This is a genomic window from Streptomyces iconiensis, assembly GCF_028657195.3.
In the GTDB taxonomy this organism is placed as follows: domain Bacteria; phylum Actinomycetota; class Actinomycetes; order Streptomycetales; family Streptomycetaceae; genus Streptomyces; species Streptomyces iconiensis.
Window position 1 is genome coordinate 18,162 of sequence record NZ_JANCPR020000003.1, and the last position, 19,916, is coordinate 38,077.

18 protein-coding genes are annotated in these 19,916 nt (G+C 72.8%); 4 read left to right on the forward strand and 14 right to left on the reverse strand.

The window, feature by feature from the left end:
- Positions 1 to 271 precede the first annotated feature (271 nt).
- The 9 genes from NMN56_RS03120 to uvrA form a co-directional block, all read right to left on the reverse strand.
- Positions 272 to 892 carry a GTP-binding protein gene (locus tag NMN56_RS03120; RefSeq protein ID WP_274042171.1) on the reverse strand — a complete coding sequence of 207 codons (621 nt, stop codon included), beginning with the start codon at positions 890 to 892 and terminating at the stop codon, positions 272 to 274.
- Entirely contained in the window at positions 873 to 1,226 is a 354-nt protein-coding gene (locus NMN56_RS03125; protein WP_274042172.1) for a DUF742 domain-containing protein, read from the reverse strand. The genes NMN56_RS03120 and NMN56_RS03125 overlap by 20 nt, the downstream gene beginning before the upstream one ends.
- Positions 1,223 to 1,627 carry a roadblock/LC7 domain-containing protein gene (locus tag NMN56_RS03130; protein ID WP_274042173.1) on the reverse strand — a complete coding sequence of 135 codons (405 nt, stop codon included), beginning with the start codon at positions 1,625 to 1,627 and terminating at the stop codon, positions 1,223 to 1,225. The genes NMN56_RS03125 and NMN56_RS03130 overlap by 4 nt, the downstream gene beginning before the upstream one ends.
- 3 nt (positions 1,628 to 1,630) lie before the next feature.
- Entirely contained in the window at positions 1,631 to 3,334 is a 1,704-nt protein-coding gene (locus tag NMN56_RS03135; RefSeq protein ID WP_274042174.1) for a sensor histidine kinase, read from the reverse strand.
- Positions 3,335 to 3,739: 405 nt separating this feature from the next.
- On the reverse strand, positions 3,740 to 4,204 hold the full coding sequence (locus NMN56_RS03140) for a nuclear transport factor 2 family protein (protein ID WP_274042175.1): 465 nt from the start codon (positions 4,202 to 4,204) through the stop codon (positions 3,740 to 3,742).
- A 154-nt stretch (positions 4,205 to 4,358) separates the two neighbouring features.
- On the reverse strand, positions 4,359 to 6,119 hold the full coding sequence (locus NMN56_RS03145; protein WP_274042176.1) for a hypothetical protein: 1,761 nt from the start codon (positions 6,117 to 6,119) through the stop codon (positions 4,359 to 4,361).
- On the reverse strand, positions 6,116 to 6,817 hold the full coding sequence (locus NMN56_RS03150; protein ID WP_274042177.1) for an ATP-binding cassette domain-containing protein: 702 nt from the start codon (positions 6,815 to 6,817) through the stop codon (positions 6,116 to 6,118). The genes NMN56_RS03145 and NMN56_RS03150 overlap by 4 nt, the downstream gene beginning before the upstream one ends.
- Before the next feature lie 355 nt (positions 6,818 to 7,172).
- Positions 7,173 to 7,763 (reverse strand): hypothetical protein, encoded by a 591-nt coding sequence (locus tag NMN56_RS03155; protein WP_274042178.1) that lies wholly within the window; start codon positions 7,761 to 7,763, stop codon positions 7,173 to 7,175.
- Between the two features lie 168 nt (positions 7,764 to 7,931).
- Positions 7,932 to 10,454 carry an excinuclease ABC subunit UvrA gene (gene uvrA / locus NMN56_RS03160; protein WP_274042179.1) on the reverse strand — a complete coding sequence of 841 codons (2,523 nt, stop codon included), beginning with the start codon at positions 10,452 to 10,454 and terminating at the stop codon, positions 7,932 to 7,934.
- A gap of 159 nt (positions 10,455 to 10,613) precedes the next feature.
- On the opposite strand from uvrA, the gene NMN56_RS03165 reads away from it, so the two are divergent.
- Entirely contained in the window at positions 10,614 to 11,357 is a 744-nt protein-coding gene (locus tag NMN56_RS03165) for a MerR family transcriptional regulator (protein ID WP_274042180.1), read from the forward strand.
- A 128-nt stretch (positions 11,358 to 11,485) separates the two neighbouring features.
- Here the strand turns inward: NMN56_RS03165 and NMN56_RS03170 are convergent, their stop codons facing one another.
- The 5 genes from NMN56_RS03170 to NMN56_RS03190 all read right to left on the reverse strand — a co-directional run bounded on the left by NMN56_RS03170 (position 11,486) and on the right by NMN56_RS03190 (position 18,018).
- Positions 11,486 to 12,148, reverse strand: coding sequence for an SGNH/GDSL hydrolase family protein (locus NMN56_RS03170; RefSeq protein ID WP_274042181.1), 663 nt, complete (start codon positions 12,146 to 12,148; stop codon positions 11,486 to 11,488).
- 667 nt (positions 12,149 to 12,815) lie between these two features.
- Complete coding sequence (locus NMN56_RS03175; RefSeq protein WP_274042182.1) at positions 12,816 to 14,414, reverse strand: amidase family protein; 1,599 nt, start codon at positions 14,412 to 14,414, stop codon at positions 12,816 to 12,818.
- A 295-nt stretch (positions 14,415 to 14,709) separates the two neighbouring features.
- Positions 14,710 to 15,156 (reverse strand): nuclear transport factor 2 family protein, encoded by a 447-nt coding sequence (locus NMN56_RS03180; RefSeq protein ID WP_274042183.1) that lies wholly within the window; start codon positions 15,154 to 15,156, stop codon positions 14,710 to 14,712.
- A gap of 24 nt (positions 15,157 to 15,180) precedes the next feature.
- Positions 15,181 to 15,588, reverse strand: a complete 408-nt coding sequence (locus NMN56_RS03185) for a VOC family protein (RefSeq protein WP_274042184.1) — start codon at positions 15,586 to 15,588, stop codon at positions 15,181 to 15,183.
- A gap of 282 nt (positions 15,589 to 15,870) precedes the next feature.
- Positions 15,871 to 18,018, reverse strand: a complete 2,148-nt coding sequence (locus NMN56_RS03190) for an AfsR/SARP family transcriptional regulator (RefSeq protein ID WP_274042185.1) — start codon at positions 18,016 to 18,018, stop codon at positions 15,871 to 15,873.
- A 127-nt stretch (positions 18,019 to 18,145) separates the two neighbouring features.
- Here NMN56_RS03190 and NMN56_RS03195 point away from each other — a divergent pair, with 127 nt between their 5' ends.
- From NMN56_RS03195 to paaI, 3 genes are all read left to right on the forward strand, one after another.
- The gene (locus tag NMN56_RS03195; protein ID WP_274042186.1) at positions 18,146 to 19,024 is read left to right on the forward strand and encodes an alpha/beta fold hydrolase; all 879 of its coding nucleotides are present in this window, start codon (positions 18,146 to 18,148) and stop codon (positions 19,022 to 19,024) included.
- 182 nt (positions 19,025 to 19,206) lie between these two features.
- Positions 19,207 to 19,350 carry a hypothetical protein gene (locus NMN56_RS03200; RefSeq protein WP_274042187.1) on the forward strand — a complete coding sequence of 48 codons (144 nt, stop codon included), beginning with the start codon at positions 19,207 to 19,209 and terminating at the stop codon, positions 19,348 to 19,350.
- A gap of 128 nt (positions 19,351 to 19,478) precedes the next feature.
- On the forward strand, positions 19,479 to 19,850 hold the full coding sequence (gene paaI / locus NMN56_RS03205) for a hydroxyphenylacetyl-CoA thioesterase PaaI (RefSeq protein ID WP_274042293.1): 372 nt from the start codon (positions 19,479 to 19,481) through the stop codon (positions 19,848 to 19,850).
- Positions 19,851 to 19,916 lie beyond the last annotated feature (66 nt).

A 19,916-nucleotide genomic window follows, 5' to 3' on the forward strand; every position in this document is an offset into this window, starting at 1 on the left:
GAGTGGACATGAAGTCTGCATATCCCGACATACGCCTGGCTAAGGGAGGACGCGCGGAATGTCACCCGGTGCGGTTCCCGCCGCCCCTCCCGAGGCGACCCCGACGCGGCCCAGACGCGGCTCACGGCACCGCGCCGCCCCCGGCCGCGCGCCGCTCGTGAAGGGCACGCCGGGGAGGGGCGGCGGCAGCGTACGCGGGACACCGGATGCGTCGGGTATGCGGGCGAGGGCGCCTGTACGCGGGGAACGGGCCGCGTACAGGCACCCGCCGTCACATCGGTTCAGGAGCGAGCGCGTGGGACCGCAGATAGCGCATGAGCGAGATCAGCACGTCGCGGCTGGACTCGCGGAGCCGTGCGTCGCACTCCACGATCGGTACCTTCTCGGGCAGGTCCAGGGCGGCGCGCAGTTCCTCTGTGGGGTACGAGGTCGCGTCCGGGAAGGTGTTGACGGCGACGACGAACGGCACCCCCGCCTCCTCCAGGCGCCCGATCACATCGAAGCTGACCTCCAGGCGCCGGGTGTCCACGAGTACGACGGCGCCCAGCGCGCCGTCGAACAGGCCGTTCCACAGGAACCAGAAGCGCTGCTGGCCCGGGGTGCCGAAGAGGTACAGCACCAGCTCGTCGCTGAGGCTGATGCGGCCGAAGTCCATCGCGACGGTGGTCGCCGTCTTGCGTTCGACCCCGGCCGTGTCGTCGACGCCCGCGCTCGCCTGCGTCATCGTCTCTTCGGTCGTCAGCGGCCTGATCTCACTGACGGACCTGACCAGCGTGGTCTTGCCGACGCCGAACCCGCCCACGATCACGATCTTGACCGCGGCGGCAGCGGAGGCCGGGAGCCGGTCCTCGCTCCGAGGGCCCACGACCGTCTCAGAGCTTTTGCAGTCCATGGATTACCGCCTCTATCAGTGCAATGTCGGGGAGCGACGGGTCGGGCGTGCGGGCCTCGACCCGTCCGTCGGCCAGCAGATCGGTGAGCAGCACGCTGATCAGACTCGGGGGCAGAACCAGGTAGGCGGAGATCTCGGCAACCGAGAGCGGCGACCGGCACACCCGCAGGATGGAGGCCAGTTCGGGCTGCATGCCGACCTGCGGATCCTGGCGGGCGACGATCAGCGTCACCAGGTCAAGACCGGCCCGGTCGCTGGAGTCGACCCGGCCGCCCGTGATCACGTACAGCCGCTCGGGCGTACCTTCGTCCCACTCCTCGTCGGAGTCGTTCATACAACCGGTCCGTCGTTCCGGGGCGGGCTGGTGAGGTGGGCGCCGATACGGGCCACGAGGTCGCGCATGCACTGGCCGACCAGTCCCGCGTCGACGCCTTCGTCGGCGAGTACCGCCAGGTGCGCCCCGGCTCCCGCCGCCATCAGATACATGAAGCCGCCGCTGACCTCGATGACGACCATCCGCATGCGCCCGTCGCTGTGCGGGAACTCGGTCGCGACCGCTACGGAGAGGCTCTGGAGGCCGGAGCCGATCGCGGCCAGCCGGTCGGCGGCGTCCATGTCGGTGTCATAGCGGGCCATGCACAAACCGTCCGAGGACAACACCACGATGTGACGGGTCTGCGGGACGCTCTCCGCGAGATCCTTAAGCATCCAGTCCATGTCAGCGCGCTGATCCATCGGCTAGTCATCCTTGTCTGACGTGTCGCTACTACCGCGGGAAGGTGCCTGCTTCGGCTTTGCGCCGGAGAGCCCGCTCTGTAGTTCGGCCATCCATACGCCCGGCATCGGTTCCTCCGATGCCACGGCGGCAGGTCCCGGCTGGGGCGCTCCCGCGCGCGGGTCCCCCTGGCCCGTACGGGACGGCATGTTCGGCGCACGGCGGCGCCTTTGGGGCAGGCCGCTGGGGGTGCGCTCGGTCACGGTAGGAATCGGATCCTCTGTGTCCTCCGCGCTCTCTGTGCCCTCTGCGTGCCCCGCGTATCCGGGGGCCTGCCGGGACCGTGCGCCGCCGGCGGGCTGTGCTGCGGGCCCGTCCGTCCGGCCGGGCGCGGTGTACGGGGCGGCGCCGCGCGCTGTGGAAGCCGCCGGTGCCGTGGACGGCGCGTACGCGTCCGAGGAGGAGCGCGGCGCTGGGATACCGCTGCTGAGCGCGGCGTCGGAACCGGCCTGGGCCGCGCCGTTCTGGGGAGCCGGCCGGGGGCCGGAGGCTGCGCCGATGCCGTGTGCCCTTCCCGAGGCGGGGGCGGTGGTGAGCAGGTTCTTCGGCACGCACAGCACCGCGCGGACGCCGCCGTAGGCGGAGGGCGGCAGCGAAACCTGGAAGTCGTAAGCCTGGGCGACGCGGCCGACGACGGCGAGCCCCAGCCGGGGCGCCTCGCCGAGGTCGTTGAGGTCGATCCCGGCGCGTGCTTCCTTGAGCATGCGCTCGGCGCGTGCCCGTGCCTCCTCGCTCAGCCCGACGCCGCCGTCCTCGATCTCGATGGCGATGCCCATGTGGACCTCGCTCGCGGTCAGATGGACGCGGGCCTTGGGCGGCGAGTAGCGCGTGGCGTTGTCCAGCAGCTCGGCGAGCGCGTGGATGAGGGGCTCGACGGCGGGGCCGACGACGGCGACCTCGGCGACGGAGTGCAGCTCGACCCGCTGGTAGTCGATGATCCGCGACATGGCGCCGCGCAGCACGCTGTAGAGGGGTACGGCCTTGCTCCACTGGCGGCCGGGACGTGCCCCGCCGAGTACGGCGATGCTGTCGGCGAGGCGGCCGATCAGGGCCGTGCCGTGGTCGAGCCGGAGCAGATCGGCGAAGAACTCGGGCCGCTGGCCGTGCCGGTCCTCCATGCCCCGCAGGTCGGTTGCCTGCTGGTGGACGATGGCCTGCACGCGGCGGGCGATGTTCACGACGCCGCGCTGGGCGGAGTCGCGCATGTTCTCCTCCGCCTGGACGGCCTCCACGACGGAGCGCAGCAACGCCTCGTGCGCGGCGTGGAACTGGGGGCTGAGCCCCTGCCCTTCGGCGGCCGTCGACAGCAGCACGTCCTCGGCGAACTCGCCTTCCTGAAGCCGGGCGACCGCCTCGGGAAGCCGCTCCCTGGCGAGCCGCACCGTGCTGGCCTCCTGGTGTTCCAGATGCCACTGGAGGGCGGCTATGTGTTCGCTGCTGGATGCCCGCAGGGCTTCCAGCGCGCGTCCCCGGCGGACGGCTTCGGCCGTGACCAGTGCGACGGCGACCGTCGCGATCACGCCGCACCAGATGACGGCGGTCCGTGCTTCCGGCATGACCGTCGTCGCGGCGACGATCGTTGCCGCCGCCGTGACGACGGCGGGTATGGACCACGCGGCGATGGAACCGGACCGTTTTCCTCCGGGTGACGATTCACTACGAACCATCAGCATCCTCAAATCATCGAAAGATTACGTAAGGACAAGGGATGCTTGGCACCTCGACAGGGCCGCAGGCGGGTTCTCACGCGCGGCGCGGACCCGGGCGGCAGCAGGTCATGGGTGGCCTGGGGGGATGCCCCAACTCTCCGAGCCCGTTGCAGCATAGCCCCATTTGATCATCGTTCGCACGTGGGCTTCGGACACCCGAACGACGAGTGACGGCGCATCAGTTCGTGGGCCACGGGCATATGCAGGTCGCTGCGGACCCGTCATTCCGAAGGCCACCGCGCCCCCGCGCAACCGCCACCGGACCCTCACAATCCGCTGCCGGATGCGGGGAGACGGAGGGCCGGCCAGCTGAACTCCCGCTTGCCCGGGCGCCCTTGCCCCGCAGGCAACCGGGGCCGGGCACTACGCGCCGGGGCGCGCGTCCAGGGGGAGGTCCGTCGTGGGGGAGCGGTGGCGGAAGATGCGGCGGTCCTCCTCCGCGATCCGCAGATCGTTGATGCTGGCCTCGCGGCGGCGCATCAGCCCGTCCTCCGCGAACTCCCACAGCTCGTTGCCGTAGCTGCGCCACCACTGACCGGCCGCGTCGTGGTGCTCGTACTGGAAGCGCACCGCGATCCGCTCGCCCCCGAACGTCCACAACTCCTTGCGCAGCGCGTAGTCCAGCTCCCGTGACCACTTGTCGCGCAGGAACGCGATGATCTCCTCGCGTCCGGTCAGGAACAGGTCCCTGTTCCGCCAGACCGAGTCCTCCGTGTACGCCTGCGCGACCTTTTCCGGGTCACGCGTGTTCCACGCGTCCTCGGCCGCCTGCACCTTCTGGCGCGCTGTTTCCTTGTCGAACGGCGGAAAGGGCGGACGTGCTGCCATGGGATGCCTCTCGTCAGCGCGGGATGCCGCGTCGGCTCACCGGGAAGAACGGTCGTTCTCCGGCCCGCTTCATCCTAGGCAGCGGGCCCGGAGAGCCGGGGGTCAGGGCACCGGCACACTCGCGCGCGGCGCGGCACCCGGCCCCGCGCGCCGCTCATTCCCGACCGCTCGCCCGCCTGTGGAGCCAGACCAGCAGGGCCGCCGTGAGCGCGCAGGTGAGGGAGAGGGGGAGCCAGAGCGTGGGCAGTGACCAGATGACGGCCAGGGTGAAGATCCCGGTGAGGGGGCCTATGACGTTCCATACGACGGTGAAGAACGGGCCGAAGTCGGCGAGTGCCGCGCCGCCGAAGAGCAGCGCGACGGGCGGCGGCGGACGGTAGGTGTTGAGGAGACAGGACGTGACCAGCACCGGTGCGGCGACGAGCGCGGCCAACGGGGCCGCGGGGTGCGCCAGAACGGCAACCGGCAGGGAGAGGAGCGCACCGGCGGCGGCCAGGAGGAGCGAGGGCAGCACCGCATGGTCCAGCGCCAGGCGCGCTGGCGGCCGGGGCGACCAGGCCGTACGGCGCACGTCGTCAGCGTCCAGCCGCGCGGGCTCCAACAGGCGGGAGGCGGCGGCGCATCCCCAGGTGGCCGCCACCAGCGTGGCGCCGAAGGCACGTACGCCCGAGGTCTCGGCGGCGAGCAGCGCGCACGCGCCAGCCGGGAGCAGCAGCGCCACCGCGAGAGCCGGACGCCGGGGCGCGGCGAACAGTGCCACGGTGTCCCGCCAGAGCACGAGGAGGGCGGGGGAGCGCGGCGGGCGCAGCCGTGCCGCTCTCCTTGCACCGGCTCCTGCCGCACCGCCCCGCACGGCCACGGCGCCCACGGGGTCCAGGGCGCCGGCACCACCGGCGCCCGAGGCGGAGAGCTTGGCCGAGCGCAGGTCGGCGGCCAGCAGCCCCGCGACCACCCCGCTCGCGGCGCGGGCCCGCGCGCGCAGCGTGGCCGCAGGCAGGAGGGGCACGCGGCGGACGCCGTGTACCAGCGCCGCGCCCGTCGTGGCGACGAGGAGCGCCAGCGCGCCCTGCCACAGCGGTGTGGAACGCCCCGTCGCCGCGAGTACGGGCTGAGCGGCCCAGCCCCACGGCCCCGACCACAACAGCACGTGTTCCAGGGGCAGTTGACGGTACCCCGCACCGGCGAGCGCGGCCTGCCCCGCGAGCAGGAGCAGCGCCAGTCCGGCGAGCGGCGTGCAACGGTGCACGAGTGCGGCTGCACGGCGCGAGCCCTCGACCACCACGGCGCACGCCACAGCCAGCAGCCCCACGCACACGGCGGGCACCAGGCACGCGAGCGTGAGCGCCCCGATTCCCGCGAGCCCGGCGGCGGCGAGCAGCATCGCACCGGCGAACCCCAGCAGCACAGCGGCCAGCGTCCACGCGCACACGGACAGCGCGAACCACGGCCGCAGCAGCGGCCCGCGCAGGACCGGAAGGGCGAGCAGCCAGTCCGCATCGGCCCTCGGCGGCGTGACGGGCCCCCGCCACAGCGCGTCCCGCGCGGTCAGGAACAGCGCCGCGAGTCCGAGCAGCACCAGGCCGGAGGGCAGCACCCGCGCGATCAGCGCGGCGTGACCGGCGAGCGGGGCACCCTGCCGTACGGCGGCGAAGGCACCGACGGCATACAGCCCGTACCACCCCGCCACCAGCACGGTGGTGACGTACACGCGGTACCCCAGCCTGCGCGTCCTGCCGGCCCCCCGCCGCTCCCTGAGCCACGTGAGAGTACGGCGCGTCGCGGCCCGCGCCTCGCTCCCGGCCCGCGCCTCGCTCCCGGCCCGCGCCTCGCTCCCGGCCCGCGCCTCGCTCCCGGCTCGGGCGTCGGCCTCGGCCCCGGCTTCCGCGCGGGCCGCGTCGGAGGCGAGGCCGGTCATGTGCCGGACAGGGGGTCGAGGGTGGCCAGGACCTCTGCCGGAGTTCCCTCGGCTGCGAGTGCGCCCTCGTCCAGGAGGAGGGCGCGGTGGGCGCAGGTGCGGGCCAGTTCGCGGTGGTGGGTGGCGAACAGGACCGCCGTACCGCGCTCGCCCTCGGCGCTGATCAGCTCCGCGAGACGGTCGCGGGCGCGGGGGTCGAGGCGCTGTTCGGGCTCGTCGAGGAGGAGCAGATCGCGGGGGCGCAGCAGGGCGGAGGCGAGCAGCATGGCCTGCGTCTGGCCCGAGGAGAGGGTGCCGGGTACGGCGTCCGCGTGCTCGGACAGGGACTGTGCGCGCAGGAGTTCGGCGATACCGGCCTCGGGCTCGGCGACGGAGTGCGCGACGGCGACCAGCTCCAGGTGCTGGCGCACCGTGAGGTCCGGGTACGAGGTGAGCGCGTCGCCCACCACGGCGACACGTGCGCGTACGCGGATGTCGTCCTCGGACATCGGGGCTCCGTCGAACGTCACCGTGCCTGTCGTCGGCCGGTCGCGGCCACACGCGATGCGCAGCAGCGTGGACTTCCCCGAACCGTTGCTGCCCAGCAGCGCGACCCGTTCGCCGGGGGCCACCGCCAGATCGAGGGGCCGGAGCGCCTCGCGTTCACCGAAGCTGCGGCTGACCCCCTGGAGGCTCAACAGCGCTGCTGCCGTGCTCACTTCTTCCCCCCTGCTTCGTGCCCTCCGGTCCTGCCCCGTCGCTACCGGTGCTGCCTCGCCGCCTCCTGCCCAGTTTCCTGTTCAGGCTCCTGTCCCGGGGCGGCCGGGCCGATGGCCGGGCGCGAGATCATCGTACCGGCGTACGGGAAACGGACGAATCGACGAAGGCGGGACAGCGGGAGTCCTGGACGCACGCACGCCGGAGGTGCTGGGGGAGGCGGTCCTCACCGCCGGGCCGGGACCGCACCGCCGCGCCGGCCGGCTCGCCGGTGAGCGGCCGGCGGCGCTGCGGGGGTGAGCGCGCGGCACCGCGGGGTGGCCGGATGCGCGAGGCTCAAGCGACGTACACCGACGGTCAGTTGGCGCACATCACGTCGTGCAGCTCGATCGGCTGGGAGTCCAGCGCCACGTAGGCGGTCGAGGTGCTGGTCGTGCCATCGGCCCAGTACGCGGTGACGGGTGCCCAGCCGAACCCGGAGGGCCCACCGACCGTGACGGGGCCGACTCCGATGGCGCGAGGGGTGTTCCGCGCGCACAGGATGACGTCCTGCTCCGGGTTCCGCGCCTGCTTGGCCTTGAGGAAGCCGGACACGTGCCGCTCACGCTGCTGGGGCGACGGTCCATGGGCGCCGTAGAACGAGGCGAGGAAGCGGTGGACCTCGGACTTCGTGTGCCCGCTTCCGCCCCGCGGTGCGGTGTGCCGGTCCTGCCGCGTGTCCGTGTCCGTACTCGTGTCCGTGCCACGCGGTCCGGGTGCCTGTGGTCCGGGCGCGGGGGATCCGTTTCCCGGGGAAGCGGCGTGCGCGACGGGCGGGGCGAGGCCGAGGGTGAGGGCGAGGGCGAGCCCGGTCCCGGCGGTGCGGGCGGTGGCGGCGGTACGGGCCATACGGGCGGTGAAGGGAGGGAGCGTGGTGACGGCGGCGGTGACCTTACGGGAGCGGAGCATGGGACCTCGCAGGCTGGGAGGGAGCCGGTGACCGCATCGTGCGCCGTACGGGACTCGGGGGCGCGACGGCCGCACCCGCGCACCCCCGAAAATCCCCCGGCCGGGCGCGACGGCCGGTCGCGGCGGGCGGGGCGCGGCGGCGAGGTTGCTGCGCCCGGGCGGGACGCCTCAGCGCAGGAAGGCGCCCGTAGGGGACGTGGCCACCCGCGCGATCTCGTCCGGCGTACCCTCCGCCATCACGCGCCCGCCCGCGGCGCCGCCCGCCGGGCCCAGGTCGATCAGCCAGTCGGAGGCGCGGGCCACATCGAGGTCGTGCTCGATGGTGACCACGCTGTTCCCCGCGTCGACAAGCCGCCGCAGCACACGGAGGAGCCGTGCCGTGTCGGCTGCGTGCAGGCCGGTGGTCGGCTCGTCCAGGAGGTAGAGGGTGCGCCCGGTGGTCCGCTGCCCCAACTCCTTCGCCAGCTTGATCCGTTGGGCCTCGCCGCCGGAGAGCGTGGTCGCGGGCTGCCCGAGCCGCAGATAGCCGAGCCCCACGTCGTCCATGCACCGCAGCCGCGCCTCGGCGCGGGGCAGCTCCGCGAAGACGGCGAGCGCCTCGCGCACCGTCAGCTCCAGCACCTCGGCGATGTCGTGCCCGCCGTACCGCACTTCCAGCGCCTCGCGGCGGAACCGGCGCCCCTGGCAGGCGGGGCAGCGCACCTCGACACCCGGCAGGAAGTGCATGTCGACGGTGAGGACGCCCGAGCCGCAGCAGCGCTCACAGCGCCCGCCTGCCACGTTGAACGAGAAGTGCCCCGGGCCGAGGCCCCGTTGGCGTGCCTCCCCGGTCGCGGCGAACGCCTCGCGGATGGGGGTGAAGGCATCGGAGTACGTCGCCGCGTTCGAGCGCGGCAGGCGGCTGATCGGCTGCTGGTCGATCGTGACGACCTTGTCGAGGTGCTCCCAGCCGTCTATCCGGTCGTGCGCGCCGGGCGCTTCGCCCGCGCCGTGGAAGCGCCGCCGTGCCGCGCGGTCCACCGTGTCGAGCAGCAGCGACGACTTGCCCGAGCCCGAGGGGCCCGTCACCGTGACGAGGCGGCCCAGCGGCAGCCGCACGGTGACGTCCTTGAGGTTGTGCGCCCTGGCCCCGCGTACGACGAGCGCGTGCCCCTCTCCCCGGTGCGCGGGCGCCACGGGCATGCGCAGGCGGCCCGCGAGATGGTCGCCGGTGAGCGAACCCTCGGTCGCGGCCACCTGCGCCGGGGTGCCCTGTGCGACGACGCGTCCGCCGTCGCGTCCCGCACCCGGCCCGAAGTCGATGACGTGATCGGCCGCGCGCAGCACATCGAGGCTGTGCTCGACGACGAGGACCGTGTTGCCCAGGTCGCGCAGCCGGCGCAGCACGCCGGTCAGCCGTCCGGTGTCGGCGGCGTGCAGGCCGATGGTGGGCTCGTCCAGTACGTACAGCACACCCGTGAGCCCTGAGCCGAGGAGCGCCGCGAGCCGCAGCCGCTGGGTCTCGCCTGCCGAGAGGCTGGGGGTGGCCTGCTGCGCCGTCAGATAGCCGACCCCTACGTCGACCAGGCGGCGCACGCGTTCGTCCAGGTCGTCGACGACGGGTTCGGCGATGCTCCACTCCTTGGCGTCGAGGAGACCGTGCAGCGTGTCCAGCCAGCGCGCCAGGTCGTCCAGGGAGAGTCGCGCCGCCTCGACCAGGGTCAGCCCGGCGACGGTGAACGCGCGGCTCTCGGGCCGCAGCCGGGTTCCCCCGCAGTCGGGGCATGTCCGCTTCACCAGGTAGCGCCGTTCCGTCTTCTCGCGGTACTCGGTGTCCTCGATCCGCTCGGCGTAGCGGCGCAGCACGGTGGTGAGCACGCCTTCGAACCGGCCCTCGGCGACCTTCGCCGGCGGCTCGCCCGGGGGGACGTGGCGGCGGAACTCCGGGCTGTGGACGCCGTGCAGCAGCAGGTCCCGCTGCGCTTCTCCGAGCGCCTTCACCGGGGTACCGGGATCGAACGTGAGGCCGTAGTGGCGTGCTGCGGCGCGCAGTACGGGGATGTTGCGTTCGGTGACGACGGGATGCCAGCCGAGCACGGCACCCTCGGAGACGCCGAGTTCGTGGTCGATGAGGCGCTGCGCGTCGGCGTGGAAGGCGACACCCAGGCCCGTACAGGTGGGGCAGGCGCCCTCGGGCTTGTTGAAGGAGAAGTCGCCCATCAGCGTTCCGGGCACGGGCGCCGCGCAGTGCGGGCACGGCAGCGCGGGCCCGCGTGCCGTCTCGTCCGCCTCGTCCGTGCTGCCCTCGCCGTCCACCGCGTGCGCGGGCGGGATGCGCTTACCGCAGGCGGGACACGGGCGGTGCCCCACGCGTGCCCACAGCAGCCGCAGATAGGTGAAGACCTCGGTGACCGTACCGACGGTCGAGCGGGGGCTGTTGTTGGTCAGATGCTGATCGACGCTGATCGAGGGAGAGAGCCCCGTGATGCCGTCGACGGCCGGCTTGCTGACGAACCCGGTGACCATGCCCAGCGACTCCAGATACTGCCGCTGCCCCTCCCTGTGGAGGGTGTCGAAGGCGAGTGAGGACTTCCCCGACCCCGACAGCCCGGTCAGGACCACCAGTTGGTTGCGGGGGATGTCGACGGTGACGTTCCGAAGGTTGTGCAGGCGCGCGCCCCGGATGTGGATGGCGTCGTTGTCGGATTCCATGCCTTCAATCTTTCCATTGAAGCTCCTGTTGAGGGTTTGCCGAGATACGGCGCTGACGTGCGGGGATTCGTCATATGGATACCTTCAAGCCGACGGTCGGGCAACGCGCTAGGCTCCCCCGAGCGGAAGCCACCCAGCGCACCACGTCAGGGGAACCCGATGAGCCGTGAGGAAACCCGCCTGCGACCGGTCGACCTGGCGCGAGCGGCGGGCATCTCCACCCAGCAGGTACGCAACTACGAGGAGGCGGGCGTCCTGCCGCCCGTGCCCCGTACCGCTTCCGGCTACCGCGTGTACGGCGTCAGGCACCGCGAGGCGCTGCTCACCTACCGTGCGCTGGCCGCAGGGCACGGCCCCGACGCTGCGCGGGGCATCATGCGCGCGGTGCACGCCGACGACGTTCCGGGCGCCCTCGCGCTCGTGAACGCCGGCCACGCCGCGCTCCACGAGCAGCGCCTTTCCCTCCAGGCAGCGAGCGAGGCGCTCACGGCTCTCGCCGAACAGGGCGCGGACACAGGGCCGCCGGTCCCGCGTGCGGGACTGCGCATCGGCGAGGTCGCGGCCCGGCTCGGCGTCCGCACCTCGGCCCTCCGCGTCTGGGAGTCGGCCGGCCTCCTCACGCTCCGGCGCGAACCCGTCACCGGCTACCGCGTGTTCGGCCCCGACGAGATCCGCGAGGCACGCATCGTCCAGCTGCTGCGCCAGAGCCGGTACCTCTTCGCGCACATCCGCCCCGTACTCGGGGAACTGCGCGACTCCGGCGGCACCGAGGCGCTGGGCGCCGTCCTCGCCGAGCGCCGCGCGGCACTCACCCACCGCACCACCACGATGCTCCGCGCCTCCGGACTCCTGCACGCGTACGTCACGCGGCCCGTGCCTCCCGCGTCCGAGCCCGGGCGGTGACCGGGGCCGGTGACCAGGCCCGGAGACCAGGGCCGGTGACCGGGACCGACGCCCGGATTGACGCCCCTGCCCCCCCTGCCCCAGGCCCGAGGCCACCGCGGCCGGACAGAGCCCGTCCCCCCGGCCCGCTACTCGACCAGGCGCAGCCAGGCCGCCGCGAGTGCGGCGTGACCTGCCGGTGTCGGGTGGACGCCGTCCGCTGCCCAGTGCTCGGGCACGGTCGTCGCGGCGAGCTTGGCGAACAGCCCGTCGGCGGCGAGCAGTTGCGCGCCGTATGTGTGGGCGAGTTCGCGCACGGCCTGGATCTTCGGGTCCAGGCTCGCGCGCCACTTCTTACGTTCCTCAGCGCCCAGGCGCATGCCGCCGACCTCGATGGTGCCGCCGATGGGCAGCAGGAACGGCTCGATGAGGATCAGTTCGGCCCCGGTCCCCGCGAGGGGTGCGAGCAGGCGGTCGTAACCTGCCGCGTAGTCCTCCGCGGAGATCACATGGCCGTCCGGGTCGAACGTGTGCCAGGTGACGTCGTTGACGCCGACGAGGACCGACACCACATCCGGGCGCGCTTCGAGCACGTCCGCCTGCAACCGGGCTTCCAGATCCCGCACCTTGTTGCCGGCGATCCCGGAATTCAGCCAGGTCACGGCCCGGTCCGGATGCCGGAGCCCCCACTCGCCCGCGACGCGCAGCGGATAGCCGGACCCGAGCCCCTCTACGCTCTCCAGGCGTCGGCAGTCCGTGATCGAATCGCCGGTGAACATCACGGTGCTTCCCGGCCGGAGAGTGATTGTCATGGCTGCTCCTGGAATTCGGTTGCGCGGCTGAGGAGTTGAGGAGCCGAAGTCACCTCGGTGACCCGCGCCGACGTGCCCGGCGACCGGCCGCCGACGCTGACGCGGAACGCGGAGCTCGCCGCCTGATCGCCTGATCGCCTGATCGGCGGGGCGGTTCGGCGGCGGGGCGCGGAAAGCCGGCACTGGCTGCCTCAACGGCAGTGTCACGGAAAGGAAATGGGCTAGGTGCATTGGTTTTCCGCGCCGCGGAACCCATGGCCTGCGGCCCACCCGAACGCCGCACAATCCCGGGGCACGCTCACCCGACGGCAGCGTCACGCATCGGACTCCACTTTCCGGAGGGCCTGCCCATGAACGCGCTCGCCGACCAGGAGCGTCAGGCCAAGGCGAAGGCCAAGGCTGAGGTCCCGGCCTTGGTCCTAGCCCTAGCCCTGGTCGTGGTCCTGGCCCTGGCCGGACGGGAGGCGAGACGCCTGGCCGAAGACCTCAGCACCGGCCCGGGCGCCGGCGCCGCGCTGCGGGAGCCGGGGGAGCTGCGGTCGTGCCACCTGCGTCTGCCGGCGAGGAGTGCCTGGCCGGCACGGCAGCCGGTGCTGGGCAGATACGAAGGTCCGGCGCCCCGTGCGACGCCGCGCGGGCCGGCAGGCTGTGCGGCCTTGCGTACTTCTCAGTGGGAGGCGTTGGTGCCCGTGGTCGGCAGGTAGCGCGGTGCGCGCCAGGCGTCGAGGCGGTGTTCCACTCCGGCTCCCAGGGACAGCAGTTCGCCGTCCTGGCGGTCTCCGGCCATCAGGAGCAGGCCGATGGGCAGTTCGCCCACGGAACCGGCGGGCACCGACAGCGACGGGTATCCGGCCACGGCCGCCGGGGTGGAGGAGGGGATCACGTCGTTGTCGCCGCGGGCGCAGTCGGTCGTCCAGGCAGGCGGGTTCGTCGGTGAGGCGATGGCGTCGAGGTGGTGCTTGGCCATGGTCTCGTCTATGGAACGCCGGGAGAGGTCCTTCAACTCGGCGCGGTTGGCCCGGTACTCGGGGTCGGTGGTGGGAGGCGCTTCGAGTGCCTGCTCGAACAGTTCCTGACCGGCGAAGCAGGTCTGCTCCCCGGGGTGCGTGCGGGTGAACTCGACCAGTTCGGCCAGGTTCTGCGGCCCGTGGCGGGTGGCGAGGTAGGCGTTGATGTCGCGGTGGAACTCGCTCAGCAGCGCCGGGAACTCCAGCTCCGCCAGCCGGTCCTGGTACGGAGGCGTCACCTCGACGACCTTCGCGCCCGCGCTCCGCAGCTTCTTGGCCGTACGGGTCATCACGGCGTCCACCTCGTCGCCGAGCGAGGGCAGCCGCCACAGGCCGATCCGCTTGCCGCGCAGCTTGCCGGGGTGCGAGGCGCCGTCGGCGAGGGCCGACCCGCCGCCGAGCGCGGTGTCGCCGCTGAGCACCGACAGGGTGAGCGCGGTGTCGACCACGTTGCGCGCCATGGGCCCCGCCGTGTCCTGCTCGGCGCTGATCGGCACCACACCGTCCTGGCTGACCAGCCCGAGGCTGGGCTTGTGGCCGACGACCCCGTTCATCCCGGCGGGGCAGACGATCGAGCCGTCCGTCTCGGTACCGATGGCCACCTGCGCGAGCGAGGCGGCGAGCGCCGCGCCCGAACCCGCTGACGAGCCGCAGGGGTTCCGGTCCAGTACGTACGGGTTCTTGGTCTGGCCGCCCACGGCCGACCACCCCGAGGTCGGCTTCGCCGCGCGGAAGTTCGCCCACTCGGACAGGTTGGCCTTGCCGAGGATCACGGCGCCGGCGTGCCGCAGCCGGGTCACCAGCTCCGCGTCGCTGTCCGGCGGGGTCCCCTTCAGCGCCAGCGACCCGGCCGTCGTCGGCAGGTCCCGGGTGTTCACGTTGTCCTTGAGGAGTACGGGTATGCCGTCCAGGGGGCCGCGTACCGTGCCGTTCCGGTGTCTGGCATCGCTGGCAGCCGCCTGGCGCAGGGCCTTCGGGTCGGTGCGCAACACCGCGTTGATCTTCGGGTCCACGGCCTTGATCCGCCGCAGATAGGCCCGCGTCAGCGCCGTCGGGGTCAGTGCGCCGTCCGCCATACGGGCCTGCAGCTCCGGAATCGTCACCGTGTCGAGATCGACCCCAGGGCCCGCGGGCGAGCCGGGCGGCGACGCGCCACCCGCGCCCGCTTCGGCGGCCTCGGCACGCGGGCCCGGCGCGCCCGTGAGAAGGGATCCCGCGACAACGGCGGCGATCAGTGTGGCAACGCTCCTCTTCCCCATGGGGCTCAGCCGACTACATGCGGACGCCCGGCGCAAGGGCGCCTCAGAACGCCGCACGCGTACGCCCGCCATGTCGCGCGGTGCCACGTACGCCCTTTGCCCGCACGGCAGTTCGCGCCGGGCGCCTCAGCCGTACGTCCGCGGAAGCCGCGTACGTCCCCGGGGCCGTGTACTTCTCGGGAGGCCGTGTACGTCCCCCGGCTACTCCGTACGTCCCCCGGAAGCCCCGCCCGTTCACGAAGCCCTGCGTCCGTGAACCGTTCTCCGTGAAGCGTTGCCCCTGAACCGTCGTCCCTCAGTGTGGTTCGGGCAGCCACGGGTAGCGTGCCGTGTCGCGGCCCGCGTAGTCGGGGTCGAGGTAGATGAAGAGACGTTGTACGAGGAAGTCGCGGATCTCGAACACGTCGCACCACCGCCCCGCGCCCCACTCGGGCACCCCCGCCCGCCAGGGCCCGTCGCGGTGCTCGCCGTGACTGGTGCCCTCGACGACGAGGGTGTCGCCGCCCGTGAAGTGCCAGTTGAACGACGCGTAGTGGTGCTTGATGCCGCGCAGCGTTCCGCCGACCTCCGCGAACAGGGCGCCGATCTGTGAACTGCCTTCGGCCAGGCCCCACTTGGGGAAGTACACCTGTGCGTCCTCGGCGAACAGATCGAGGATCGGCGCCCCCGTGCTCGTGGTGCCGCCGTTGTCGAAAGCCTTCAGGTACTCCAGCGCGACGGACTTGCGCTGCTCGTCCGTCATGGCCCCCCGCGTGACGGCCACGACTCAGCCCTCTATGGCGGCCGGGTCCATCCACATGACCTCCCAGTGGTGGCCGTCCGGGTCCAGGAAGGAGCGGCCGTACATCATCCCGTGGTCCTGCGGCTCCTTCGCCGTGCTGCCGCCCGCAGCCAGCGCGGCATCCGCCAGCTCGTCCACCTTCTCGCGGCTCTCGGCGCTCAGGCACAGCAGTGCCCCCGTGGTGGCGGCGCGGTCAGGAAGCGGCTTGGTCGCGAAGTCCGCGAACCGCTTCTCGTCCAGCAGCATCGAGAAGATGGTGTCGCTGATGACGAGACAGGCGCAGCTGTCGTCGGTGAACTGCGGGTTGAACGAGAAGCCCAGCTCCGTGAAGAACTTCTTGGAGACCTCCAGGTCCTTCACGGGCAGGTTGACGAAGATCATTTGCTGGGGCATGGCGATTTCTCCCGTTATCTCGGTTTCCGGTCTCGCACAGAAGTAGACAACGGCCGCGGTGGAAACTCATCGGTCCTGGCCTGAACAAATTTTCGGCCCCGCGCACACGGACGCCGCCTCAGGCCGCACGGTTGCCTTCGACCCCTGCCCTGCTCCGGCCTCGGCTCCGGTACTGCTCCGGCTCCGGCGCTGGTGCGGCTCCGGCACTGGCGCCGCTCCGGCTCGGCCCCGGCTCGCGCGTGAAGTGCCGTACGGCGTACGGAGGTTCATGTGACGGGAACTTCAGCCCGCGGTCAGCGCCTGGAGGTACCCCGCGACCGGTCCCAGCGTCAGCACGCCGCTGCCCGCGCCCGCCAACTCCCCTCCCGCCGGGGCGAGTTCGCGATGTGCCCGCTCCATCACCTCGCGGTCACCGACCGCGAGCGCCGCCCGCGCCGTCAGGCACCACAGTGCCTCCAGCAGCAGGTCGCCGGGCGGATCGGGGACGGCGCGCAGCGTTGCGGCGGCCTCCGCTTCGCGGTTCTGGGCCAGTAGAACGAGAGGGCGGGCCCATGGCTCGTACGGACCCCAGTCGGTCGTCTCCGTCTGGGCGGGGAGACCGTGCAGGAGGCGGAGGGAGAGCAGGGCGAGCGGGAGCAGCCCGTGTTCCAGACCGGGCATGCCCGAGACGGACAGCGGAGCGGCGGCGACGAGATACGCCGCCTCCGCCTCGGCGGGCGAGGTGTACCGCCCCGGCGATGTGCCCGGCCCCGGCGGTGTACCTGGCGCCGGTGGCGCTGGCGTACCTGGCCCTGGCGGGGTGCCGGGTTTCGGCGGGGTGCTGGTCGCGGCGAGGCGCAGGGCGCGGTACAGCTGCGTGAACACGCTCACCAGCGGGCGTTCGTGGCGTGCCGCCAGGCGGTCCGCCGCGTGCGCGTGCTCGTCGGCCGTGGCGAAGTCACCCAGGGCGCTGAGCGCCTGGACGCGGATGAGGCGGCCGACGATCTCGTACGCGACCAGTCCGTGCCGCAGGGAGAGGGCGATCAGTTCGGCCCCGATCGCGTCCCGTTCGGGCGCGAGTCCCGTGCGGTGGAACATCTGCATGTACAGGGCGTTGAGCGCGAAAGCCAGCAGCGCGGGATCGTCCAGACCGCGTGCGGTCTCCTCCGCCTGCCGTGCGGCCTGGAGCCCGCGCGCCGCGTTCGTGCCCCGTGACTCCAGGGCGACCGTCGCCAGCAGCCGGGCGCGCGCCGGTTCGTGGGCGCCCGGCGGCAGCGCGGCGAGGGTCCGTTCGGCAGCGGCCACGAGGTGTGCTGCCTGTTCGGGGTCGTCCGAACGGGTCCAGATCGCGGGCACGTCATAGGTGCCGATCACCCGGGCCGTCAGCTCGGGATCGCCCAGTTCCTCGGCCGCCGTGACCGCGGCCAGCCGGTGCTGCCGTGCCGCCTCCAGGCCGCCGGCCCCCGTCACCGCGAGGTTGCGCAGCAGGCTCACCGTCGACTCCAGCCGTGCACGCGCACCGGAGGCGACGGTGCGGTCGTACGCGGCGGCGGCCCGCGCCCACACCCGTTCAGCGGCGTCCCCCGGGCCCTCCGAGTCCCCCGGGTCCTCTGGCTCCCGGCCAGGACTCGGCTCCGGGCCAGGACTCGGCTCCCGGCCTGGGCCCGGCTCCCCACCCTGGCCAGGTCCCGGCTCCAGCTCCAGATGTCGCGCCTGGTCGAGGACGTCCGCCTCCAGGCGGCGCAGACCGGGTCCCGGGTCCAGGCCCAGTTCCTCGACCAGCATCGTCCGGGCCCTGCGCAGCACCGCGAGCGCGTCGCCCTGGCGCCCCGCGCGGTACAGCGCGAGCGCGAGCAGTCGCCAGGCGTCCTCGCGCCAGGGATGCTCGGCCACATGCGCGTCCAGGTCGGGTACCGCCTCGGCCGCCAGCCCCAGGGCGAGCCGCGCCTCGGAGTGCCGTTCGACGGCGCGCAGCCGCAGCTCGGCCAGCCGCGAGCGCTCGGTACGGGCCCAGGGTTCCCCGGCGAAGTCCGCGTAAGCGGGGCCGCGCCACCAGCCCAGGGCCTCCTCCAGCCGTGCGAGCGCCTCAGCCGGTGGCGGCGTCGCGGCGACGGCCCGCTCGAAGCGCCAGGCGTCCACCGCGTCAGGGCCGGCGCGCAGCGCGTATCCGGGGCCCTCCGTGACCAGCAGCCCGGCCGGGGTGTGCGGTGCCCGTTCCGGCTCCAGTGCCCGCCGCAGCGCGCCGACGAAGGTGCGTACGGCGCTCACGGCGCCCGCCGGAGGGTCCTCGGCCCACAGGTCGTCGACCAGGCGGGCGACGGGGACGACGCGGCGCCGCGCCAGGATCAGCCTCGCCAGCACCGCGCGGTGCCGTGGCCCCTTCAGCGCGATCGGGTTCCCCTCGCCGTCCCAGGCCGTCACCGGCCCCAGCACCCCGAACTCGACCCGCACCCGTGACCACCTCTCCCGGGCCCTCGCCCGCCCCGCCACGGTATAGGGCGCTGACCTGTTGCTCATCCGGGGCCAGCACGCTGGAAGCACCTGGTCAACCCGCTTCACCACGGAAAGAGAACGAACGATGACACCTGCGCTCACCGGCTTCGACCAACGGAGCGTCCCCGTCGCGGACGGCGTGTCCCTGAACGTGTCACTCGGAGGCAGCGGCAGCCCCGTCGTCCTGCTGCACGGCTTCCCCCAGACCCATCTGATGTGGCGGCACGTCGCGGCCGACCTCGCCGCCGACCACACCGTGATCTGCCCCGACCTGCGCGGCTACGGCGCCAGCGACAAGCCGGCCGAGGACGGGCCCGGTACCTACTCCAAGCGCACGATGGCCGACGACATCGTGGCGATGGCCCGGCACCTCGGGTACGAGCGCTTCGCGCTGGCCGGGCACGACAGGGGTGCACTCGTCGCCTTCCGCGCCGGACTCGACCACCCCGAGACCATCACGCATCTGGCCTGCCTCGATGTGCTGCCCACCCTCGACATGTGGGACGTCATGCACGGCACGACGGCGGCCGTCGGTTTCCACCTGTATCTGATGGCGCAGCCGCCTGGGCTGCCCGAGCAGATGATCGAGGCCAGCGCCGACGCTTTCTTCGGCCACTTCCTCGACATCTGGGCCAACGACCCCGACGCGATCCCCGCCGACGTACGCGCCGCCTACCTGGACGCCTGCCGCGCCGCCGTCCCCTCGATCGTCGCCGACTACCGCGCCTCAGCAGGCATCGACGTCGAACACGACCAGGCGGACCGCGACGCAGGTAACACCCTGCGGATGCCGGTCACCGTCCTCCAGCAGGACTGGGGCGCGGCCCTCGGCTACGAAGCAACGGCGCTGTGGCGTGCCTGGGCGCCGGACCTGCGCCATCTCTCCGTCAACCACGGCCACTTCATGGCCGAGGAGGCCCCGGCCGAGGTCGCCAAGGCCCTGCGCGCACTCCTCACCCGCTGAACCGGCGCACCGCTCACCCGCTGAACCGGCCCACCACGGCGGCGCGAACGCGCGTGCCCGGGAGGCCCCTTGGGCTTCCCGGGCACCGGCCGAAGGGAGGCGGCACGCGGCGGCCCGTCGAGTACACGGGTCGAGTACATGGTCTGGGTGAACGCCTCCTGGTAGCACGGGAACTGGGCTTCATGCTCGTGACGGAGGACGGCCGGGACGCGGAACGTGCGCTGCGGGAGGCGCTGGAGCGACTGATGGTGGCGGCGCTGTCGGCGGGTGGCCGAGGGGGTGCGCTGAACCGTGCACCGCCCGGCGCAGACGGCTGTGCGGGGTGATCTCTTGACAGCCCCGCGGCGGGGCTGGATTACTGACGATTCACCGAATGGTCGGTCGGCGGGCGGGAGGCATAAGGGTGCGGGACGGTGTGGAGGCGGGGGCGGCGGGCGACGGTCCTGTGGAGGCGATGCTCGCGGCCGACCGGGCCTCGAACGCGCTCGGGATCGAACTGGTCGAGAGCGGCGAGGGGTTCGCGAGGCTGCGGATGGCCGTCACCGGTGCCATGGTCAACGGGCACGGTACGGCGCACGGCGGCTATCTCTTCCTCTTCGCCGACACGGCGTTCGCCTGCGCCTGCAACAGCCACGGGCCCGTGACCGTCGCCGCCGGCGCGGACATCACGTTCGTCGCGCCCGCCTGGGAGGGCGACGTGCTGTGTGCGACGGCCGCCGAGCGCACGCGGTTCGGGCGCAGCGGCATCTACGACGTGACCGTGCTGCGCGGCGAGCAGGTCGTCGCCGAGTTCCGCGGCCGGAGCCGCACCACACCGGCCAGGTGAGCACCCACCGCACCGGCCAGGTGAGTCCGCACCGGTCAGGTGAGCGCACCGGCCAGGAGAGTCCGT